This window comes from Schaalia meyeri, assembly GCF_900105015.1.
GTDB classification, from domain to species: Bacteria; Actinomycetota; Actinomycetes; order Actinomycetales; family Actinomycetaceae; genus Pauljensenia; species Pauljensenia meyeri.
On the sequence record NZ_FNLK01000012.1, the window covers coordinates 372863 to 389308 of the forward strand.

Below are 16446 nucleotides of genomic sequence, written 5' to 3' on the forward strand. Positions count from 1 at the left end.
CCCCACGTCAGCCGACCTGATCCCACTGAGCGAGCATTTTTCGATATTTTGTATCGAATACGACGTTTTGAGATAGCATGTCGCTATGCATCTCCTGCGATTCACGTTTGAGAACCATCGGTCGTTCCGCGACGAGGCGACCCTCGACCTGACGCGCTCCTCCCTCAAGACACTCCGCCTACCGCAGGGCACCACATGGGGTGACCACATCCACCACGTGGACGGGATCTACGGGGCCAATGCGTCCGGGAAGACGAATGTCCTCGACGCGCTCCACTACACGCTTGGGGCCATCGGGTCCTCTGCAACATCCTGGCTCGATCACTCTCAATTCCCTCGAGCGCCCTTCGCCCTCACCCCGCAGTCCACGACAGTTCCCGCCACATTCGAGCTCGAGTTCATTCACGACGGCCGGCGCTATGAGCATCGATTCGTCGCGAGCGCTGACGGCGTTGTTGATGAATCACTCCGCGTCGTCGGCACTCGATGGAAAACGGTCTACACGCGGTCGAAGAACGGACGCGTCAAGGGCCTCAGGGGAATCCCAAGTGTCCACTCGCGCGAACTTGCACTATCACGCGCAGCTCGACTCGGCAATGCGATCATCGAGCCTATCTGGAAAGCACTTATGCGTGGATTCGACATCTATCGCGTCGGAGACCGCGAGGTTAGTGAACGCCTCGATCACATCGCACGACAGCTCCAAGACCGAACCCTCAGCCTTGATGCTCTCGTCACCCTCGCACACATCGCGGATACCGGGATCACAGACATTGAGGTTGAGGTTGAAGAACGAGCAATTCCCTCACAGTTCGCACAGCTACTCGCACAGATGATCGCTCCTTCGAACGACGCCGATCAGGAAGACACACCAGAGAACTCGTCGGACGAAGCCGAGGAGCTGAGCAATTTCATCGCACGCAACCTCCTTTTCCGCCATGGAACAGAGAGCGGAAGACTCAGAAACTCCGACGAGTCCACGGGAACCATGGCTTGGCTTGCACTGGGGACAGCCGTCGTCAGTGCTCTCAGGCAGGGCAAAGTCCTCGTCGTCGACGAGCTGGGGGCAAGCCTGCACCCACAGCTTTCCCGCCTCATCATTGACTGGTTTGAAGATCCAGAAATCAACACGACGGGTGCCCAGCTGATATTCACGAGTCATGACATGACCCTGCTCGATGCAGGCCGTGGCGACAGGGAGAAGTGGGAGCAGGTGTGGTTCGTTGAGAAGGGCGCCGACGGAGCGAGCGAACTCTTCAACCTCGCTGACTTCCCGCTCCAAAAGGGCAGCAACATCGTCAAGCAGTACCTCGAGGGCCGATTCGGCGGCGTGCCCTACACGGTTCCTTCGCTCATACACACACTCCTGAACACTCACGCCGAGGAAAAGGAGTGAGAAGCAATGGGACGACGTGATCCTCGCAAATCCCGTCACGCAAAACAGCTCAAGACGCATTACGCGGTCTTCACGGAAGGGTTGGTCACTGAACGTCAGTACCTTGAGCTGTTGCTCAAGCACCTCCGTCCTCGCCATGCGGCTTTTTCGATTAAACCTATCGGCAAAGATCCTTCGAGAATATTCACCGAGTACCGCAAAGCCGAGCGACGAGGCGATTTCGACCGCGCGATTCTCGTCGTTGACGTCGATCAGCACCACAAGCTTGACACGGTTTTGCGGGACTGCAGGTCTTCTACCGCCGTTGACGCAATCGTCACCAACCCTTGCTTCGAGCTGTGGCTGCTCTGGCATGCCACCGACAGACGAGGGTATACGGAAACACGCGAGTGTGTCAGGCTCGCGCGCATCAACAATCTGACGGGGGACAAGGATCTCAACACGAAGTTTCCGATTGCCAGCTTCCCCGAGGCCGTGAAGCGGGCACAACAAGCGTGGTCGGAGCTCGCACCGAACAAGAAGGGTCCCAATCCGTCATCCGCCATGCCGTGGCTCATCGACCTGATGACGTCCACGCACCACAACAGCTAGCTGAGCTCAGCTCGCCTTCCGCCAACAACCCCGCAGCGGCGGGCCACGGCGTGCATGACGGCGGCGGCCCCGTCGTTTTCGACGGCCGCGGTCACGTGGCGCGCGTGAGAGCGCACCTCCTGGGACGCGCCACCCATAGCGACACCAAACGCCGCCCACTGAATCATCGCGATGTCGTTCGTGCCGTCGCCCACAGCGACCGTGCCGAAACCGGGGACGTCCAGGCGCGAGCGCAGCGCCTCCAGGCCGCTGGCCTTCGTGACCCCCAGGGGTTCGATGTCGGCCCACGACGTCCAGCCGACGAAGACCTCGTGCGTGCGCGCCATGCTCAGGGAATCCAGGGCCGCCTCGAAGCGATCGCGATCCATGCCGGGCACGCGCACGACGACCTTGGGGGTCGGCGTGGCGGCCAGCTCCTCCATGGAGACAATGCGACGGTCGGCGCCCTCGATCTCGTTGTTCGGGAAGGGCGCGGACAGCAGCGTGTCCGGGTGAGGCATTGACGCAAACACCGCCTCCGGGAGGGCGTCCGCGATCTCTGCCAGGAGCGGCCCGGGCACAAAGGTGCGTTCCTCGACGATCTCGCACGCCCCGTCCGACACGCGCACGAGGGTGGCGCCGTTATTGCACAGCGCCCACCCGTCCGTAAAGTTCAGAAGCTCCAGGATCGGGCAGACCCCCTCGAGCGCGCGGCCCGAGGCGATGATCACCTGGGCACCCGCGCCGGCCAGGCCGTGGATCCCCTCAAGGACGCGCTCGGTCGCCCCCGCGGGGGTCAGGATCGTGCCGTCGATGTCCAGCGCAACCAGGACCTTCGACGCGTCCGACGGGAAGTCCCGGGGCAGGGCGGCCCCGGCCTGGTCGCGCAGGACACCGAAGGGCCGGGCGGCCTCCCCCGAGGGCGGGACCGTCAGGAAACGCTCCTGCGTCATCACGCCACCGGGTTCAGGACCTCAAGCCCTCCCAGGTAGGGGCGCATGGCCTCGGGCACGTAGACGGACCCGTCAGGGCGCTGGTGGTTCTCCAGGATGGCGACCAGCCAGCGGGTGGTGGCCAGCGTGCCGTTGAGGGTGGCGACCGGAGCCATGCCGTCCTCGCGGCGCTCGCGAATGCCCAGGCGGCGTGCCTGGAAGGTGGTGCAATTCGAGGTCGAGGTGACCTCCATGTAGCGCTCCTGGGTGGGCAGCCACGCCTCGCAGTCGAACTTGCGGGCGGCGGAGGTCCCCAGGTCGCCGGCGGCCGTGTCGATGACGCGGTAGGGCAGCTCGACCTTGGCCAGCATCTGTTCCTCCCACGCCAGGAAGCGCGCGTGCTCCTCGGTGGCGTCCTCGGGGCGGCAGTAGCTGAACATCTCGACCTTGTTGAACTGGTGGACACGGATGATGCCGCGCGTGTCCTTGCCGGCCGACCCCGCCTCGCGGCGGTAGCAGGTGGACCAGCCCATGTAGCGCTTGGGGCCGCCGTCAAGGTCCAGGATCTCGTCCGCGTGGTAGCCGGCCAGGGCCACCTCGGACGTGCCTGTCAGGTACAGGTCGTCGGTCGGCAGATAGTAGATCTCGTCCGAATGCTCATTCAAAAAGCCGGTGCCGCCCATGACCTGGGGGGTCACCAGGGTCGGAGTCATCATGGGGACGAACCCGGCCTCGATCCCCTGGTCCATGGCCATCGTCATGAGGGCCAGCTCGAGGCGGGCGCCAATGCCCTTGAGGTAGTAGAAGCGGGCGCCAGAGACCTTCGCGCCGCGCTTCGTGTCGATCGCATCCAGCCCCTCACCGAGGGCCAGGTGGTCCCTGGGCGCAAAGCCCTCCTGGGCAAAGTCGCGGGGGGTGGGCCCCTCGTGGCGCAGGACCACGAAGTCCTCTTCGCCGCCGACGGGCACGCTGTCTGCGATCAGGTTGGGCAGCAGGCGCGCCAGGCGGTCGGCCTCGGCGTCGGCGGCGCCCGCCCGGGCCTCGGCGGCCTTGACCTGCTCGGCGAGCTCCTTGGCGCGGGCCAGGATCGCGGGGCGCTCTTCCTTGGAAGCGCGGCCCACGGACTTGGAGACCTCCTTCTGGGTGGCTCGCAGCGACTCGAAGGCCTGCAGGGCCTCTCGGCGCTTCGCGTCGGCTTCGATGATCTCATCAACGAGGCCGGGGTTGGCTCCGCGGGCACGCTGGGAGGCGCGGGCGGGTTCGGGGTTCTCACGCAGGGCACGCACATCAATCATGCGACCATCCTATGTCAGGTGGGCGCGTCGTGTCCCCACCCGCCCCGGGGTGAATACCGCGTCGCAGGTCAGGTTTATGCGTCCTCCCTCGATCAAGGGGTCGGGTTACCCAACAGTTATCCACCTTTGGCGAATAACCGTGTGGATAACCCGGCGAGGTGCATACACCAACGGACCGCACCCGAATCGAAGCGCAACGAATATACATTTGTCAGCCCGTCTTCACCTCCCTCTCCGGTCGGCGAGATACCCTTATCCACATGGACGCATCGTCTTGGGCACTCGTCGCGGCCTTTGTCGCGGGAGGAATCGGGGTGGCTCGCATCGCCACCGCGCTGACGCGTCGGCACCGCAGGCGCCGCGCGCTGGCGGCGCCCTCTACCGCCGACGACCCATCGCGCGGGCGCCCGCGCCCCTGGGTCGTCATGAACCCCTCGAAGCACGAGGACCCGCAGGCATTTAAGGACCTCATCAACCGCGAGGCCGCAAAACTCGGAATCACCCACGTTCACTGGCTCGAAACCACCCGCGAAGACCCCGGAACCGGCCAGGCGGTGCGCGCGCTCGACCTGGGAGCCTCCCTCGTCATCGCGGCCGGCGGGGACGGGACCGTGCGCGCGGTCGCCGCCGGCATGGCGGGATCGGGAGTGCGCATGGGCATCATCCCGGCGGGCACCGGCAACGTCCTGGCCGGCAACCTGTCCATCCCCGATGACCCGGTGCACGCCCTGGCCATTGCCCTGGGTGCCAACCACCGGGACGTTGACCTGGCGTGGGTGCGTTTCGAGGAGCACGCCGAGGCTCCCACCCTGCCCGCCGAGGGAGGGCTGCGCCGGGCCGCCCGCGCCACTCGGGCCCCTTCGCCGGCGGGCGCCTCGTCCAAAGAGCCCGGGGCCGACGAGTACGCGTGCCTGGTTATCGCTGGCATGGGCTACGACGGTGCGACCATGGCCGACACGAACAGCGACCTGAAAAAGCGCATCGGGTGGATCGCGTACGTGTGGGCGGGCCTGGGCGCCATGGGGGTCCCGCGCATGAAAGCGCGCCTGACCCTGCGCTCCCCCGCCGCGCCCGCACCCGACCCACTCGGGGTGGGCGACCAGATTTCCGGCAGGATCATCGACCACACCGGGGCATCCTGCCCGCGCTCAAAGCGTCCGACGCACCAAGCCGACGAGGTCACCGACGTTGAGGCGCGCTCCGTCATGTTCGCGAACGCGGGCGAACTGAAGATGCTGGTCCTGGCCCCCGACGCTGACCTATCCGACGGGCTCATCGACGTCATCGCGGTCGACGCGCAGGCCGGCCTGCTCGGCTGGGCGGACGTGACGTGGAAGATGCTGGGGCAGCTCATCGGTCTGCGTCCCGTCAACCTGCCCGTGTCAACGGGCACGCTCGCCTTCCGACAGGCCAGGGGCGCGTCCGTGAGTGCCCAGGAGGCGCAGGTGTGCCAGGTGGACGGCGACGCGATCGGTGTCGCCCGCACCATGCACATTCGGACCCAGCCGGGCGCGCTCGACGTCGCGGTGCCCGCCGAACGCACGTGGATGGAGCTGCTGCCCGGCTGAGGAGGCGCTACACCAGGGGCCACGAGGGCGCGGGGCCGCCCGCCTCGCCCGACCCGTCGCCGCCGCGGAGCAGGTCTGCGACCCACGCGCGACCCGCGCGGAAGGCCTCGTCGCTGGTCCCCGGGGCCATCGACGCACGAACGCCGTCCACGCGCGGGTATGATCCCATGAAGCGGACATCCGGCGAATACCTGTGCAGGTCCACCAGCGCCGCCTGCACCCGCTCCTCCCGGATGTGTCCGACGATGTCAATGCTGAAGGTGTAGTTGCCCAACCCATCGCCGCTGGGACGCGACTCGATACGCGACAGGTCGACCCCGCGCACCGCGAACTGCTCCAGCAGCGTCAGCAGCGCGCCCGATTCGTTGACGGGCAGCGCAACCTGGATGGTCGTCTTATCCGCGCCGGTCGGCAACGGCACCGCGCCGGGGCGTGCCACCAGCACGAAGCGGGTGATCGCGCCCGGATTGTCGGCCACGTCCCCGAACAGGGCCTCCAGGCCGTAGGTCGACACGGACATCGCGTTGCACAGGACCGCATCGAAAGAGGCGTCCCCATCCGACAGCAGCTCCGCGGCGGCGGCGGTCGACGTCGCGGGCAGGTGGATCGCGCCCGGGAAGGTCTGTTCCACCCAGGCCCGACACTGGGCCCACGCGTGCGGGTGCGTGCCGATCCGACGAATATCGTCCGGGCGCGTGCCCGGCAGGACAGCCAACTGGAAGACCACGTTGACGTGCATCTCGGCGAGAATCACCAGTGGCTCGCCGTGCGACAGCGAATCCAACGTCGCGTTCACGCCACCCTCGATAGAGTTTTCAATCGGAACGACGGCCCGATCGGCCTCACCCCGGCGCACGGCCGCCAGCACCTGCGGGGCGCTGGGCATCGGCAGCAGGACCGCGCCGGCGGGCGCGACCTGGTGAACAGCCTGTTCGGTAAACGTACCGAATGGCCCCAGAAACGCGATGCGCGGCTTGGCGCCCAGGGGCGCGGGGCCGGGAATGTTCGTCGTCATGCTGCAAGGGTATCGACACGCCCCCGCGCGGCGCGTTCCCACGGGTGCGAAAGCGGCTCATTGTGGCCAATCGCGCGGGCTCACGCAGGGCACGGGCGGGAGCTGGCTCCGCGGTGTCGCCGCGGCGCTCCGCCCCGCTCACAGTCGGCCAGTCCCGCAGTCCTACTTGAACGCCTCGGCTCCGCCGCCGGGGGTGACGTTGCCGCACGCGGTGATCTTCCAGAGCTTCGCGGTGCCTCCCGCGTCCACCAGCTCGAAACCGGTGGACGTGTCGACGCCGTAGAACCCCGGGTTGCGGGTCGAACGCATGAAGTTGTAGTAGGCGCCGTCTTCCTCTTCGTAAAAGTGGGTGATGCCGAGCCTGCGCACGACCGCGCACACCTGGGGATCGGTGGCGATGTTGCGGAAGCTCTGGACCAGGACCTTCTGGGAGGCGCTATCCGCGTTGACGGTGCTCAGCTGCGGGAAAACGGCCTTGCGGCCCCCCAGCATCTCGACGTAGGCCTCACCGGCGATGGGGTCGCCGACGATCAGGGCGTCGGGAGCGGTCGTGAATTTCATGCGGCGCAGCATGGACAATTCGCCGGTGGTGGCCATCCCGGGCTTGCCCAGGTGCGCGGGGTCGTACACGTAGGCGACGGCCGCATTCCGGGCGTCGATCGCCCCGAAACCCGACAGCACCAGGACGAGAACGCCGACGCCCAACTGGATGGGCCAGCGGGGGGCTTCCACGGCCTCGTCCAGACCGCGCTCCGTGAGGATTCTGCGCAGGGATGCGGTCCATGCCGCGTGGATCAGCCGGACGATGGCCGCGAAGCCGACCGCCATGAGGATGGTCAGCGCAACGTCCTCGACGCCCATGATGCGTCGGGCGTCCTTGTACCAGGGGGCCAGCAGGTAGGTGCGCAGCGCGGAGTTGGGCGCGTAGGCCAGGGCGGTCAGGGACGCCAGGATCAGGTAGGAGACCAGCGGCCAGCGCGGCAGGGGCGCATCTTTCCTGGCGGAGGCGGCCGGGTACCCCGCCTGGTTCGCGCCCCCTCCGAGGGTTAAGGCGTCCGCCCAGCCGCTGTCCCCGTCCAGTCCCGCGTTGGCTGCGGCGCGCTCCAGTGGATCCGGGCGGAGCCAGAGTGTGTGAAGACCGGCGATAACAGCGACACCGACGATGAGCAAGACCAGCTGGACCAGGGACCACTGGGTGAATCCCGACGTGGCGGAAAAGGGCGGGTAGGGCAAGAACGCGTGGGAGAATGCCTCGCTCCAGCTGCTTCCGTTGCGCTGGTACCTGCCCATGGCTTGGATTTTCGGGGAGGCCAGCGCGATGAGGGGCACGGCGATCACGGTCACGCCCAGGGCGACCCACGCGGCGGCGCCGATTTTGCCTCGCCCATCACGGCCCAGGCTCAGGCGCGTCAGGGACGCGATGGAAGCCAGGAGCGGCGCCACCAGGAAAGCCAGCAGCGAGAAGGCGGCGCTGGGGTGGACTCCGACGAGGCCGAGGGCACCGATCAAGAGGAAGAGGCCCTGGGGGATACGGCGCGTGAACGCGCGCAGACCGTCCCCCGCGCGCAGGTCGTCCACGAGTCGGCGGCCCGCGACGATGCTGGCGGCGGCGAGGCCCGGGACCAGAGCGGTTCCGGTGGAGTTGGGCCACTGGTTGTACATCGTCAGGGCGTCGGCCGGCATGTTGAGCAGCGCACCGCCGATGACGGGGGCCGCGAGGAGCGCGGAGCGCGAGGTGGTCAGCACGGAGACCAGGGCCGCCAGGCCGATGACCCACACGGCCATGAGGGCCAGGGAGGACATGTTGGAGGTCTGGACGACGGAGTCAAAGCGCGCGAAGAGCGCGACGAAGGCGTGCCAGCCCGTCGGATAATAGACGCGGCGCCCGCCGTAGAGCTCGTGGAGCCCGCCGAAGGGGCTGGCGTCCTTCCCGTAGAGGATCGCGTGAACCCCGTTTTGATGGAAGGTGGGGTCCCACTGCTGGACCGGGTTCGCAGGGTCGGCGCCCGCGATGAGGGGCCAGGCAGCCAGGAGGAATCCGGCGAGGATCGTGCCCCACGTGGCCGCCCGGATCGCGGCCTGGGCGCCTCCGATCGGCACGCGCACGCCGATGGCTTCGCGCAGGGGCTGGCCCCTGAGGGAGAATCCTTCGTTGTTGCGATGAAAAAAGCTCAGGCTCCACGCGCCCGCCCCGCCCAGGGTGCTGAGTCCCAGGGCGGGCAGGGCGGTGGAGGGCTCCCACTCGATGCCCAGGGCGGGGTAGGCCACCGACAACAGCGTGATCAGCCCAAAGGTGAAAGCCGGCGCCGCCCCGATGGCCGCCAGCGAGGAGCGCACGCCGGCCCGTAGCCACATGAACCCCGGCAGCACCAGGGCGACCATCATGGCCAGCAGGGTCGGGACCAGCATCCACCAGGCGAGCACGGCCTATCCCTCCTGGGAGGTGGCGCGGCGCTTGCCCATCACCTCGATGACGACGGGCATAACGGAGGCCAGGATGATGGCCGCCAGGATCAGCGTCAGATTGTCGTGCACGAAGGGAACGTTGCCCAACAGGGCGCCGACCAGGATGAATCCCGCGCCCCAGATCAGGGCGCCCAGGGTGTTGAAGGCCAGGAACTTCGGGTAGGGGTAGCGGGCGATGCCGGCCGCGATCGGGATAAAGGTGCGCACAAAGGGGATGAAGCGCCCGATGACGAGCGAGCGGCCCCCGTAGTTCGTGAAGTAGTGCTCGGCCTTGTCTAGGTGCTTCGTCTTCAGGACGCGCGCGTCGGGCTTGAAGAAGCGGCGGCCCCACTTGGCCCCCAGGAAGTAGCCGACCTGCGCGCCGACGAACGCCGCCACGACCACCAAGCCGATCAGGGTCGGCAGGTGCAGCCCCAGGTGGTCGTGCAAAAGCCCGGCGGTGAACAGCAGAGATTCCCCTGGCAGGACGGGGAAAAGCACGCCGGATTCGATCAGGACGATGAGCATCGTTCCCCACAGCACCCACGGCCCCATGGCCTCTAGCAGGGTCGCGGGATTTTTAAACCACTCGATAACGGTGTGCAGCATCGACGGATCCGATGCGCTCACGAGTGTCGACCAGGTCACGATAGGGCCCTTTTCTGCCGGGAATGTGTCCCCCTTACCCTACCTTTGTTGACCACGAATATAGGATGGTCAACATGAGGAAGCGCAAGGATTCACACGACGACACTCCGGTCGGGGACAAGAATCTCCTTTTCGTCCCCTCCTCATCCGACAATCCATCGGAATCCGGGGTCGACGCGCTGATGGGAATGATGAACGAGGCCACCACCGCTCCGCTTCCCGCCCCTCCCCCGCCCTTGCCGCCCTCGGAAACGCCCACCCAGGTCATGACGCCCGTCGACGCGGGCGCCCCGGCCGCGGCGCCGATCGACATGCCGCCTGCCATTCCCCCCACCCAGCCGACGCCGACTAAGGCCGAAGAGGCCTCGCCGACTCTCGTCCTGAGCGCGGTAGAATCCCCGCCTCCCCCACCGGACGAGGCAGCCGCGCCCCCGCAGAGCGCCACGCCGGGGGACGCACCGCCTAAGGCAGCCGAGCCTCTCGCCGACTCTCGCGAGGAGGAACCCGCCCCCTCCATTCCCATCGAGGCGACGACGAGCGGAGAGGACGCTCCCGCGCCCCCCGTCCGCAGGCTTAGACTCCCCCGCCCCGTCTACATCGCGGATCGCGTCCTCGCCGTGCGTCGCCGCCGGGAGGACATCGCCGACGTCGTCATCTCCCTGCTCGCACTCGTCGCCATCTGGACGATCGGCACACTGGCCAGCGCAACGACGCGCGGCGTGACGATGGACGTCCTACGCTTCCAGGTCATTCGCCAGATCCTGCTCCTGCCCGTCAGCCTCGTCGAAGGCCTCATCATCCTGGTCACGCCCATCCTCGTGATCGTCTCGCTCGCCCTGCGCAGGCGGCTCCAGACGGTCATCCAGGTACTGGTCACGAGCCTGGTCGCCGCGGTCGGCGGGTGGATCATCATCCTGCTCACCGGACTGCTTCCCTCCGACCTGACCGCGCCCCTCAGCGTGGACCGGGCGATCGCCACGCAGGGTTCACAAACCGGCTTCGCGATCGCCATCAACCTGGTGATCGTCACCCTGTGTGCGCTCTTTACATCGGCGGGCGAGGCCCAGTCGATGCGCGCGATCCGCTGGGGATGGGCCGGGTTGTGGATCATCTTAGTCCTGGGCGTCCTGCGCTCCTCTATGACCCTGCCCGTCGCTTTCATCTCCGTCTTCCTGGGCCGCGCCTTCGGATCGGGATCGCGGTGGATCATGGGTTATGACGACCAGAGGGCCCGGGGAGACGCACTGGTGGAGGCGCTGCTCAGAATCGGCATCACGCCGTCGCGGATCGTGCGCTCCGACCTGGACACCTCCGAAGAGCCCCTGTCCACGTGGGCCATCGCCGAGAACTCGCGCGGGCGCCTCACGCAGATGCCCGCTGACCTGGGCGACATGGGGGTCACCGTGACGCGGCGCCCCGACCCCAACCACCACCGGCACTACCAGGTGTGGAGCGACGCCGGATTGGCGTACGAGCTCATCGTCATGGACCCGGGTCAGGAGCTGACCGGCACCCTCCTGGAGATGTGGAACAACCTGCGCCTGCGCGGGATCAGCCGGTGGGTGTCCCCCTCGATGAAAGCACAGGCGGAGCGTTCATCTTTCACCACGCTACAGGCGCTGCGCGCCGGGGTGTTCACACAGGAGCCGATCAGCATCGCTTCGGCATCCGACTCGATCATCATGGTGCTTTCCGCGCTGCCCGTGACGACTCCCCTGACGACGCTCGGCGAGGACGCCACGGACGAGGTGCTGGACCGGGCGTGGGAGCAGCTGCTGTTGGCTCACTCGCGCGGAATCTCGCACCGCGCGCTCACCCCCGAGGCCGTGGTCGTCGATTCCTCCGCCGACGTGTGGCTGCTGGATTGGGACTCCGGCGAGGTGGCGACTACCGAGCTGAACCAGTCGATCGACGTCGCCCAGATGCTGGTCCTCACCGCCCTGGCTGTGGGTCCCGAGCGCGCGCTTGCGGCCGGCCGCCGCTGCGTCGGCGAGGAGATGCTGATCGCGTGCGCCCCGGTCATCCAGAAGCCGGTTCTGCCCGCGTCGGTGAACCAGATGCTGCGCCGATCCGACCTGCTCAGCGAGCTGCGTGCCGACCTCGTGGGGGACTCCGAGGCCGAGACCGCCCCCACGGCGGACCTGCAGCGTTTCCGCCCCCGCATGATCTTTACCATCGCGGTCCTGTTCATCGCTGTCTTCGTCGTCCTGGGTTCGCTCAACTTCCGCGATATCGTCTCCACGGTGACCAGCGCAAACCCGTGGTGGATGGCCGCTTCCGCGGTGCTGGCCTGCCTGATTTGGGTGGGGTCGGCCATCCCGCTCATCGCCCTGTCTCCCGAGAAGCTGCGCTTGAGCGACACGCTCATCGCGCAGGTCGCAGCGTCGATTATCACGATCGTCGCGCCCGCCGGCGTGGGACCCGCCGCCCTCAACCTGCGCTACCTGCGCAAGCGCCGCGTCCCGACCGCGATGGCGGTCACGACGGTGACGCTCATGCAGATCTCTCAGGCGCTCATCACGATCATCCTGCTGCTGCTCGTCATGGTCATCGCCGGTTCCTCCCTGTCTGTATCGGTGCCCTACGGCACGATCCTGGGGGTCGTCGCCGTCGTGATGGTGGCGGTGGGCGTCATTGTTGCCGTCCCACGGATCCGCCGCTGGATCTGGGTAAAGATCGAGCCGACGTGGCAGCAGGTGTATCCGCGCCTGCTGTGGATCATCGGCCAGCCTCGCCGCCTGGCCGCCGTCGTTACCGGCAACCTCCTGATGAACATCGGCTATGTGGGCGCGTTCTGGACCGCCATGATCGCCATGGGTGGTTCCATGAACTTCTCCACGGTCGCGATCACCTACCTGACCGCGAACGCGGCCGGATCCTTCATTCCGTCCCCCGGCGGCATCGGCACGGTGGAAACGGCGCTCACGTCGGGCCTGACCGTCGCGGGCGTATCCTCGTCGGTCGCTATCGCCACCGCCCTGCTGTATCGTCTGGTCACCTTCTACGGCCGCATCCCCTTCGGCTGGCTGGCCATGAAGTACATGGAGAAAAAGGACCTGCTGTAGAAACATGAGGCGGCCCAGCGTGGCTTGCCTCATCCGAGCGCGCGTTCGATCTGGCGTTCGTTGCCTGACAGAGCGACCGGCGCCTACGAATCCGCACGCTGAACGCGCTGCTCCTCGTCTGCATCCAGCAATCACTTGAGGATGCGCTCCCTGAGCTCGCTGAGCCGATACGGCGGTGGAACGGGCGTCATGTTTCTTCTATCCACTCTTACGTCCAGTTACTTCTAATTTTATCTCAATTAGAAGTAACTGGATATTTCTTAGCCTCGATCGCCCTCATCGCACGTCGACGAGGGCGACAGACCCGGCCGGGCGCGCTGAGGGTGCTCCTTCACAAAACGCGGCCTTCCCCGCCCTGTGCGGCAACCAACCAATCGACCAGGGGCTACTGGCGGTCCGATAGCTCCAGGTTCGCACGAACGACGATTCCAATTCGTTCCACCATCGCCTCGTCCACCCACGATCCGTCCAGGTCGGCCAGGCGCGGATGCGCGGGTTCCTCATCGAACAAACGATCAAAACCCAGGATCGCCCGCCACAGGGGGATGAGCTCTTCGTGATAGGTGTGCCCGTGGCCGCCCGGAGCCGTCCCCGCGACCGGCAGATCCGCCAGAACCTGAATGAACGTCACGAAACGCGTGAACTCGACGGTGCGTGACACGTCGCGCCCCGCACGCTCGCGCAACCAATCCGGTTGTGTCCATATCAGCTTCTTGTTCCACCACACGACCGGATCCGAGGGGTGCTGGGCGTACACGAGGCGCGGGAAACCCCACGGCCCCAGCTCGCGGCCGTACAGGTCCGTGCGCAGGTCCGACGGCTCGTTCACGAAGCGCACGCGCCGCGCGTTGTCCACCACGGGCGCCACCTCGGGACTACCCTTGTGCCGCGCGGCCGTCAGCGCCGCGTGCATCGGCGTAAACGCCGGGGTTCCCACCCACAGGGCGCCGTCGACACTCTCCAGCGCGTCATTTGCGCAGGAAAACACCGACTGCGACGCGAACGCACCGAGGGACTCCCCGCACACGAACAGGGCGGGACGGTCGGCCCGGTCCATGGAATCCAGCTCGGCGCGAACCGCGCGAAACAGGACCGCCGACGCCTTTTGCGACGGCTCCAATCCCGTCAGCCAATTCAAAGCGGAGGGCACGTACGAATACTGCAGCGACGCGGTCGCGCAGTCGCCGCGCGTCAGGAACTCAAGGGGCTGGACCTGCCACTCATCCACCCATCCGGAGCCGGTCGAGGTGGCCAGCAGGATCACCGCGCGATCGAAGGCCCCGGTGCGGTGCAGCTCCGCCACCACCGTGGACGCGGCCTGCTCGATTCCGGCGCCTCCCGTGGGCATGCCGGCGTAGACGCGGATGGGTTCTTTCGCCGCTCCCCCACTGACCTGCGCGATGTCCAGGCGCGACGGGCCCCTGCCCAGGAACACGCGCCCCTGACCGCCCACCGACTCCCACGTCACGGGCGAGGACGCAGACGCGGAACGCTCTAAGACGAAGGGCCGGTAGATGCCGCGGGCCGTACGCGTGTTCATCTGTTCCGCGTGGTGGCGAAAGAAACCGATGCCGCCGCGCAGGATCACGTTCGAGGTCAGAAAGAACACGATGACGCACACGATGGCCACGCCCACCACCACGGCCGCCGGCCTAATCATGTACGCCGCCAGCGCCGCGATCAGCATGCGTCCCACCTGGATGAAAGCCTCCACGATCGCCAGTAAACACCAGGCGACCACGACCGATCCGGCGGCTCCCAGGAGGTATTCGCCCAGGTTTTCGCCCGGCATGTTCACCAGCTTCGAGGCCTTACGTGCCCTCCGATACGACTGGATCACCGCATACAGCCACCACACGGCGAACAGGGCGGCGATTCCCACGCGGAAACCGAGCTCGACGGGCTCGGAGGCGCTGATCGTCAGTCCCGTCACGCGGATGACTCGCGTCCCCACGTTCTGGACGATGACGCCGCCCACGTAGCCGCACGTGACCAGGACGCCCGAGGCGATCGCGTGCCACGCCCACGAGCGCGCCATCAGCGAGGGCGCGACGCTGACCGCATACATGGCCAGGGCCGCGATCACTCCCAGGAACGACCAACCCATGACGCCCATTGTGCCAGGTGAGCGGGGCCTGGTTCAGGAATATACGAGGCCGAGGCAGGTTCGATGATCAAGGTTTCACAAATAGGCCTGTCAAAAGTGTCACATCTTATGAAGCGGGCGGTTTGTCCAACCGCGCGGGCGTGCGAGTCGGTTCCGCTCCAGCGGGCGCGCATCCAAGCGAAACGCTCACTCCCATCCATGCGCCTGGGCGTGAGCAGTGAACTATCGCGAATAGCTCCATTCATTGAGCGACCCACCACTTCGCTTGACATGTGTTTGGTCGATTTGTAGGTTGTGCTCGTGAGTGGGGATGTTGGCTTTGTTCCAGGGTCGCTGATTGAGGCGGCTTCGGGTGTTCAGGACGCGTGCGACCCGTTTGTTGAGTCGGTTTCTTCCTTGGGCGATGAGGTTGCTGGCTTGATTCCGGGTGTGAATGGTTCTTACGTGGAGCCGTTGAGCAGCTCGCTGGAGTTGTGGGGTGAGTCCTTGAAGGTCTTGTTCGATGATCTGGGCCGTTTGGTTGAGGCGCTGGTGGGGGTTGAGAACTCGTTCGGAGCGTGTGAGAGTGAGATTGTTGCTTCGCTCATTCAGGCTGCCTCTGGTTATGGCGGGGATGGCGGGGATTCGTCGGGGGTAAATCCATTCGCTTCGGAGTTGGGTGGTGCCGGTGCTTCTGCTGGCAGGGGTGCTTCTGGTGCCTCGTCGGGGTGAGAGCCGTTTGAGAAGGTCTTGGGGGGGGAACGCTGTGAGTGGTGATTCGATGTTGGTGTTTCGTGAGGCGGACGCATCGGCGATGAGCGAGGTGTTCGCGAAGAAGGCGGCGTTAATGCGTGAGTTTGTGCCGGATGTGCGCGATGGGGTCGTGAGTTCGGTGGGTGATTGGACTGGCGAAGCGCGTACTGCTTGTGATGCCGCGTTGGAGCGTTTGGTGGGGCGCGGGGAGGAGCTGGCCGATTTGTTACAGTCGGCTTCTGGCGCGATGGACGAGATCCGAGAAGCGGGCATTCATGCTGAGGCGATGGCGTTCGCGCATATCGATGGCTAAGGGAGCGAAGTGATGAGCGATTTTGAGGTTGATCTGCAGGCGATGTCGTCTCTGGTGTCGTCGTTGTCTTCGTTTGAGGAGGCTGCCAAAGAGTATGACGTGGAGGATTGGGTCCCCAATTCGGGAATGCTCGACAATCCGGACGTGTGGAGTGTGACAAATTCGTTCCAGGACACTTGGGAGAAGGGCCTGAACGATTTGCGTTCGGATATTTCGGCCGCCAGCAGCGCCCTGGGTGGGGCGTTGGGCGCGTATGGGGAATATATGGAAAAGTCCAGCGAACTCATGCAGACAGTCGCCCAGGCTGCGTCTGACCTGGAGCAGTCTCCCGTTGTTGGTTCGGGGGCGTGATTTGCTGTG

13 protein-coding genes are annotated in these 16446 nt (G+C 66.2%); 6 read left to right on the top strand and 7 right to left on the bottom strand.

Features of this window, described 5'->3' with window-relative positions; all coding sequences use genetic code 11:
* Window positions 1-85: 85 nt before the first annotated feature.
* Both BLT68_RS07120 and BLT68_RS07125 read left to right on the top strand, forming a co-directional pair.
* Complete coding sequence (locus BLT68_RS07120) at window positions 86-1396, top strand: AAA family ATPase (protein WP_074633427.1); 1311 nt, start codon at window positions 86-88, stop codon at window positions 1394-1396.
* 6 nt (window positions 1397-1402) lie between these two features.
* Complete coding sequence (locus tag BLT68_RS07125; protein WP_074633428.1) at window positions 1403-1987, top strand: RloB family protein; 585 nt, start codon at window positions 1403-1405, stop codon at window positions 1985-1987.
* Here the strand turns inward: BLT68_RS07125 and BLT68_RS07130 are convergent.
* Together BLT68_RS07130 and serS are read right to left on the bottom strand one after the other, a co-directional pair.
* A complete protein-coding gene (locus tag BLT68_RS07130) occupies window positions 1984-2919 on the bottom strand; it encodes an HAD hydrolase family protein (protein WP_074633430.1) in 936 nt (311 codons plus the stop codon). The genes BLT68_RS07125 and BLT68_RS07130 overlap by 4 nt on opposite strands.
* A complete protein-coding gene (gene serS, locus BLT68_RS07135) occupies window positions 2919-4193 on the bottom strand; it encodes a serine--tRNA ligase (protein ID WP_074633431.1) in 1275 nt (424 codons plus the stop codon). Before serS ends, BLT68_RS07130 begins: the two co-directional genes overlap by 1 nt.
* 260 nt (window positions 4194-4453) lie before the next feature.
* Here serS and BLT68_RS07140 point away from each other — a divergent pair, with 260 nt between their 5' ends.
* Window positions 4454-5761, top strand: a complete 1308-nt coding sequence (locus BLT68_RS07140; protein WP_074633433.1) for a diacylglycerol/lipid kinase family protein — start codon at window positions 4454-4456, stop codon at window positions 5759-5761.
* A 7-nt stretch (window positions 5762-5768) separates the two neighbouring features.
* On the opposite strand, the gene pheA is transcribed toward BLT68_RS07140, so the two are convergent.
* The 3 genes from pheA to BLT68_RS07155 form a co-directional block, all read right to left on the bottom strand.
* A complete protein-coding gene (gene pheA, locus BLT68_RS07145; protein ID WP_074633434.1) occupies window positions 5769-6776 on the bottom strand; it encodes a prephenate dehydratase in 1008 nt (335 codons plus the stop codon).
* A gap of 162 nt (window positions 6777-6938) precedes the next feature.
* Window positions 6939-9200: a DUF6541 family protein gene (locus tag BLT68_RS07150; RefSeq protein WP_074633436.1), complete on the bottom strand. Its 2262-nt coding sequence runs from the start codon at window positions 9198-9200 to the stop codon at window positions 6939-6941.
* 3 nt (window positions 9201-9203) lie between these two features.
* Complete coding sequence (locus tag BLT68_RS07155) at window positions 9204-9830, bottom strand: DedA family protein (protein WP_074633437.1); 627 nt, start codon at window positions 9828-9830, stop codon at window positions 9204-9206.
* 113 nt (window positions 9831-9943) lie between these two features.
* On the opposite strand from BLT68_RS07155, the gene BLT68_RS07160 reads away from it, so the two are divergent.
* Window positions 9944-12934 carry a lysylphosphatidylglycerol synthase transmembrane domain-containing protein gene (locus tag BLT68_RS07160; RefSeq protein WP_074633467.1) on the top strand — a complete coding sequence of 997 codons (2991 nt, stop codon included), beginning with the start codon at window positions 9944-9946 and terminating at the stop codon, window positions 12932-12934.
* Window positions 12935-13319: 385 nt separating this feature from the next.
* Here BLT68_RS07160 and BLT68_RS07165 read toward each other — a convergent pair whose 3' ends face one another.
* Both BLT68_RS07165 and BLT68_RS09235 read right to left on the bottom strand, forming a co-directional pair.
* Window positions 13320-15050: an alpha/beta hydrolase gene (locus tag BLT68_RS07165; RefSeq protein ID WP_083332388.1), complete on the bottom strand. Its 1731-nt coding sequence runs from the start codon at window positions 15048-15050 to the stop codon at window positions 13320-13322.
* Window positions 15051-15481: 431 nt separating this feature from the next.
* Window positions 15482-15628, bottom strand: coding sequence for a hypothetical protein (locus tag BLT68_RS09235; RefSeq protein WP_165603243.1), 147 nt, complete (start codon window positions 15626-15628; stop codon window positions 15482-15484).
* Between the two features lie 158 nt (window positions 15629-15786).
* Between BLT68_RS09235 and BLT68_RS07170 the strand changes: the two genes are divergently transcribed.
* Window positions 15787-16086, top strand: coding sequence for a 1-deoxy-D-xylulose-5-phosphate synthase (locus BLT68_RS07170; protein ID WP_232618721.1), 300 nt, complete (start codon window positions 15787-15789; stop codon window positions 16084-16086).
* A 12-nt stretch (window positions 16087-16098) separates the two neighbouring features.
* Window positions 16099-16437 (top strand): hypothetical protein, encoded by a 339-nt coding sequence (locus BLT68_RS07175; RefSeq protein ID WP_050695569.1) that lies wholly within the window; start codon window positions 16099-16101, stop codon window positions 16435-16437.
* Window positions 16438-16446 lie beyond the last annotated feature (9 nt).

Bases quoted from the DNA above. Each gene is read 5' to 3' on its own strand.
- BLT68_RS07120 (WP_074633427.1), top strand. From the start codon at position 86: ATGCATCTCCTGCGATTCACGTTTGAGAACCATCGGTCGTTCCGCGAC.
- BLT68_RS07125 (WP_074633428.1), top strand. From the start codon at position 1,403: ATGGGACGACGTGATCCTCGCAAATCCCGTCACGCAAAACAGCTCAAG.
- BLT68_RS07130 (WP_074633430.1), bottom strand. From the start codon at position 2,919: ATGACGCAGGAGCGTTTCCTGACGGTCCCGCCCTCGGGGGAGGCCGCC.
- serS (WP_074633431.1), bottom strand. From the start codon at position 4,193: ATGATTGATGTGCGTGCCCTGCGTGAGAACCCCGAACCCGCCCGCGCC.
- BLT68_RS07140 (WP_074633433.1), top strand. From the start codon at position 4,454: ATGGACGCATCGTCTTGGGCACTCGTCGCGGCCTTTGTCGCGGGAGGA.
- pheA (WP_074633434.1), bottom strand. From the start codon at position 6,776: ATGACGACGAACATTCCCGGCCCCGCGCCCCTGGGCGCCAAGCCGCGC.
- BLT68_RS07155 (WP_074633437.1), bottom strand. From the start codon at position 9,830: ATGCTGCACACCGTTATCGAGTGGTTTAAAAATCCCGCGACCCTGCTA.
- BLT68_RS07160 (WP_074633467.1), top strand. From the start codon at position 9,944: ATGAGGAAGCGCAAGGATTCACACGACGACACTCCGGTCGGGGACAAG.
- BLT68_RS07165 (WP_083332388.1), bottom strand. From the start codon at position 15,050: ATGGGCGTCATGGGTTGGTCGTTCCTGGGAGTGATCGCGGCCCTGGCC.
- BLT68_RS09235 (WP_165603243.1), bottom strand. From the start codon at position 15,628: ATGAGCGAAGCAACAATCTCACTCTCACACGCTCCGAACGAGTTCTCA.
- BLT68_RS07175 (WP_050695569.1), top strand. From the start codon at position 16,099: ATGAGCGATTTTGAGGTTGATCTGCAGGCGATGTCGTCTCTGGTGTCG.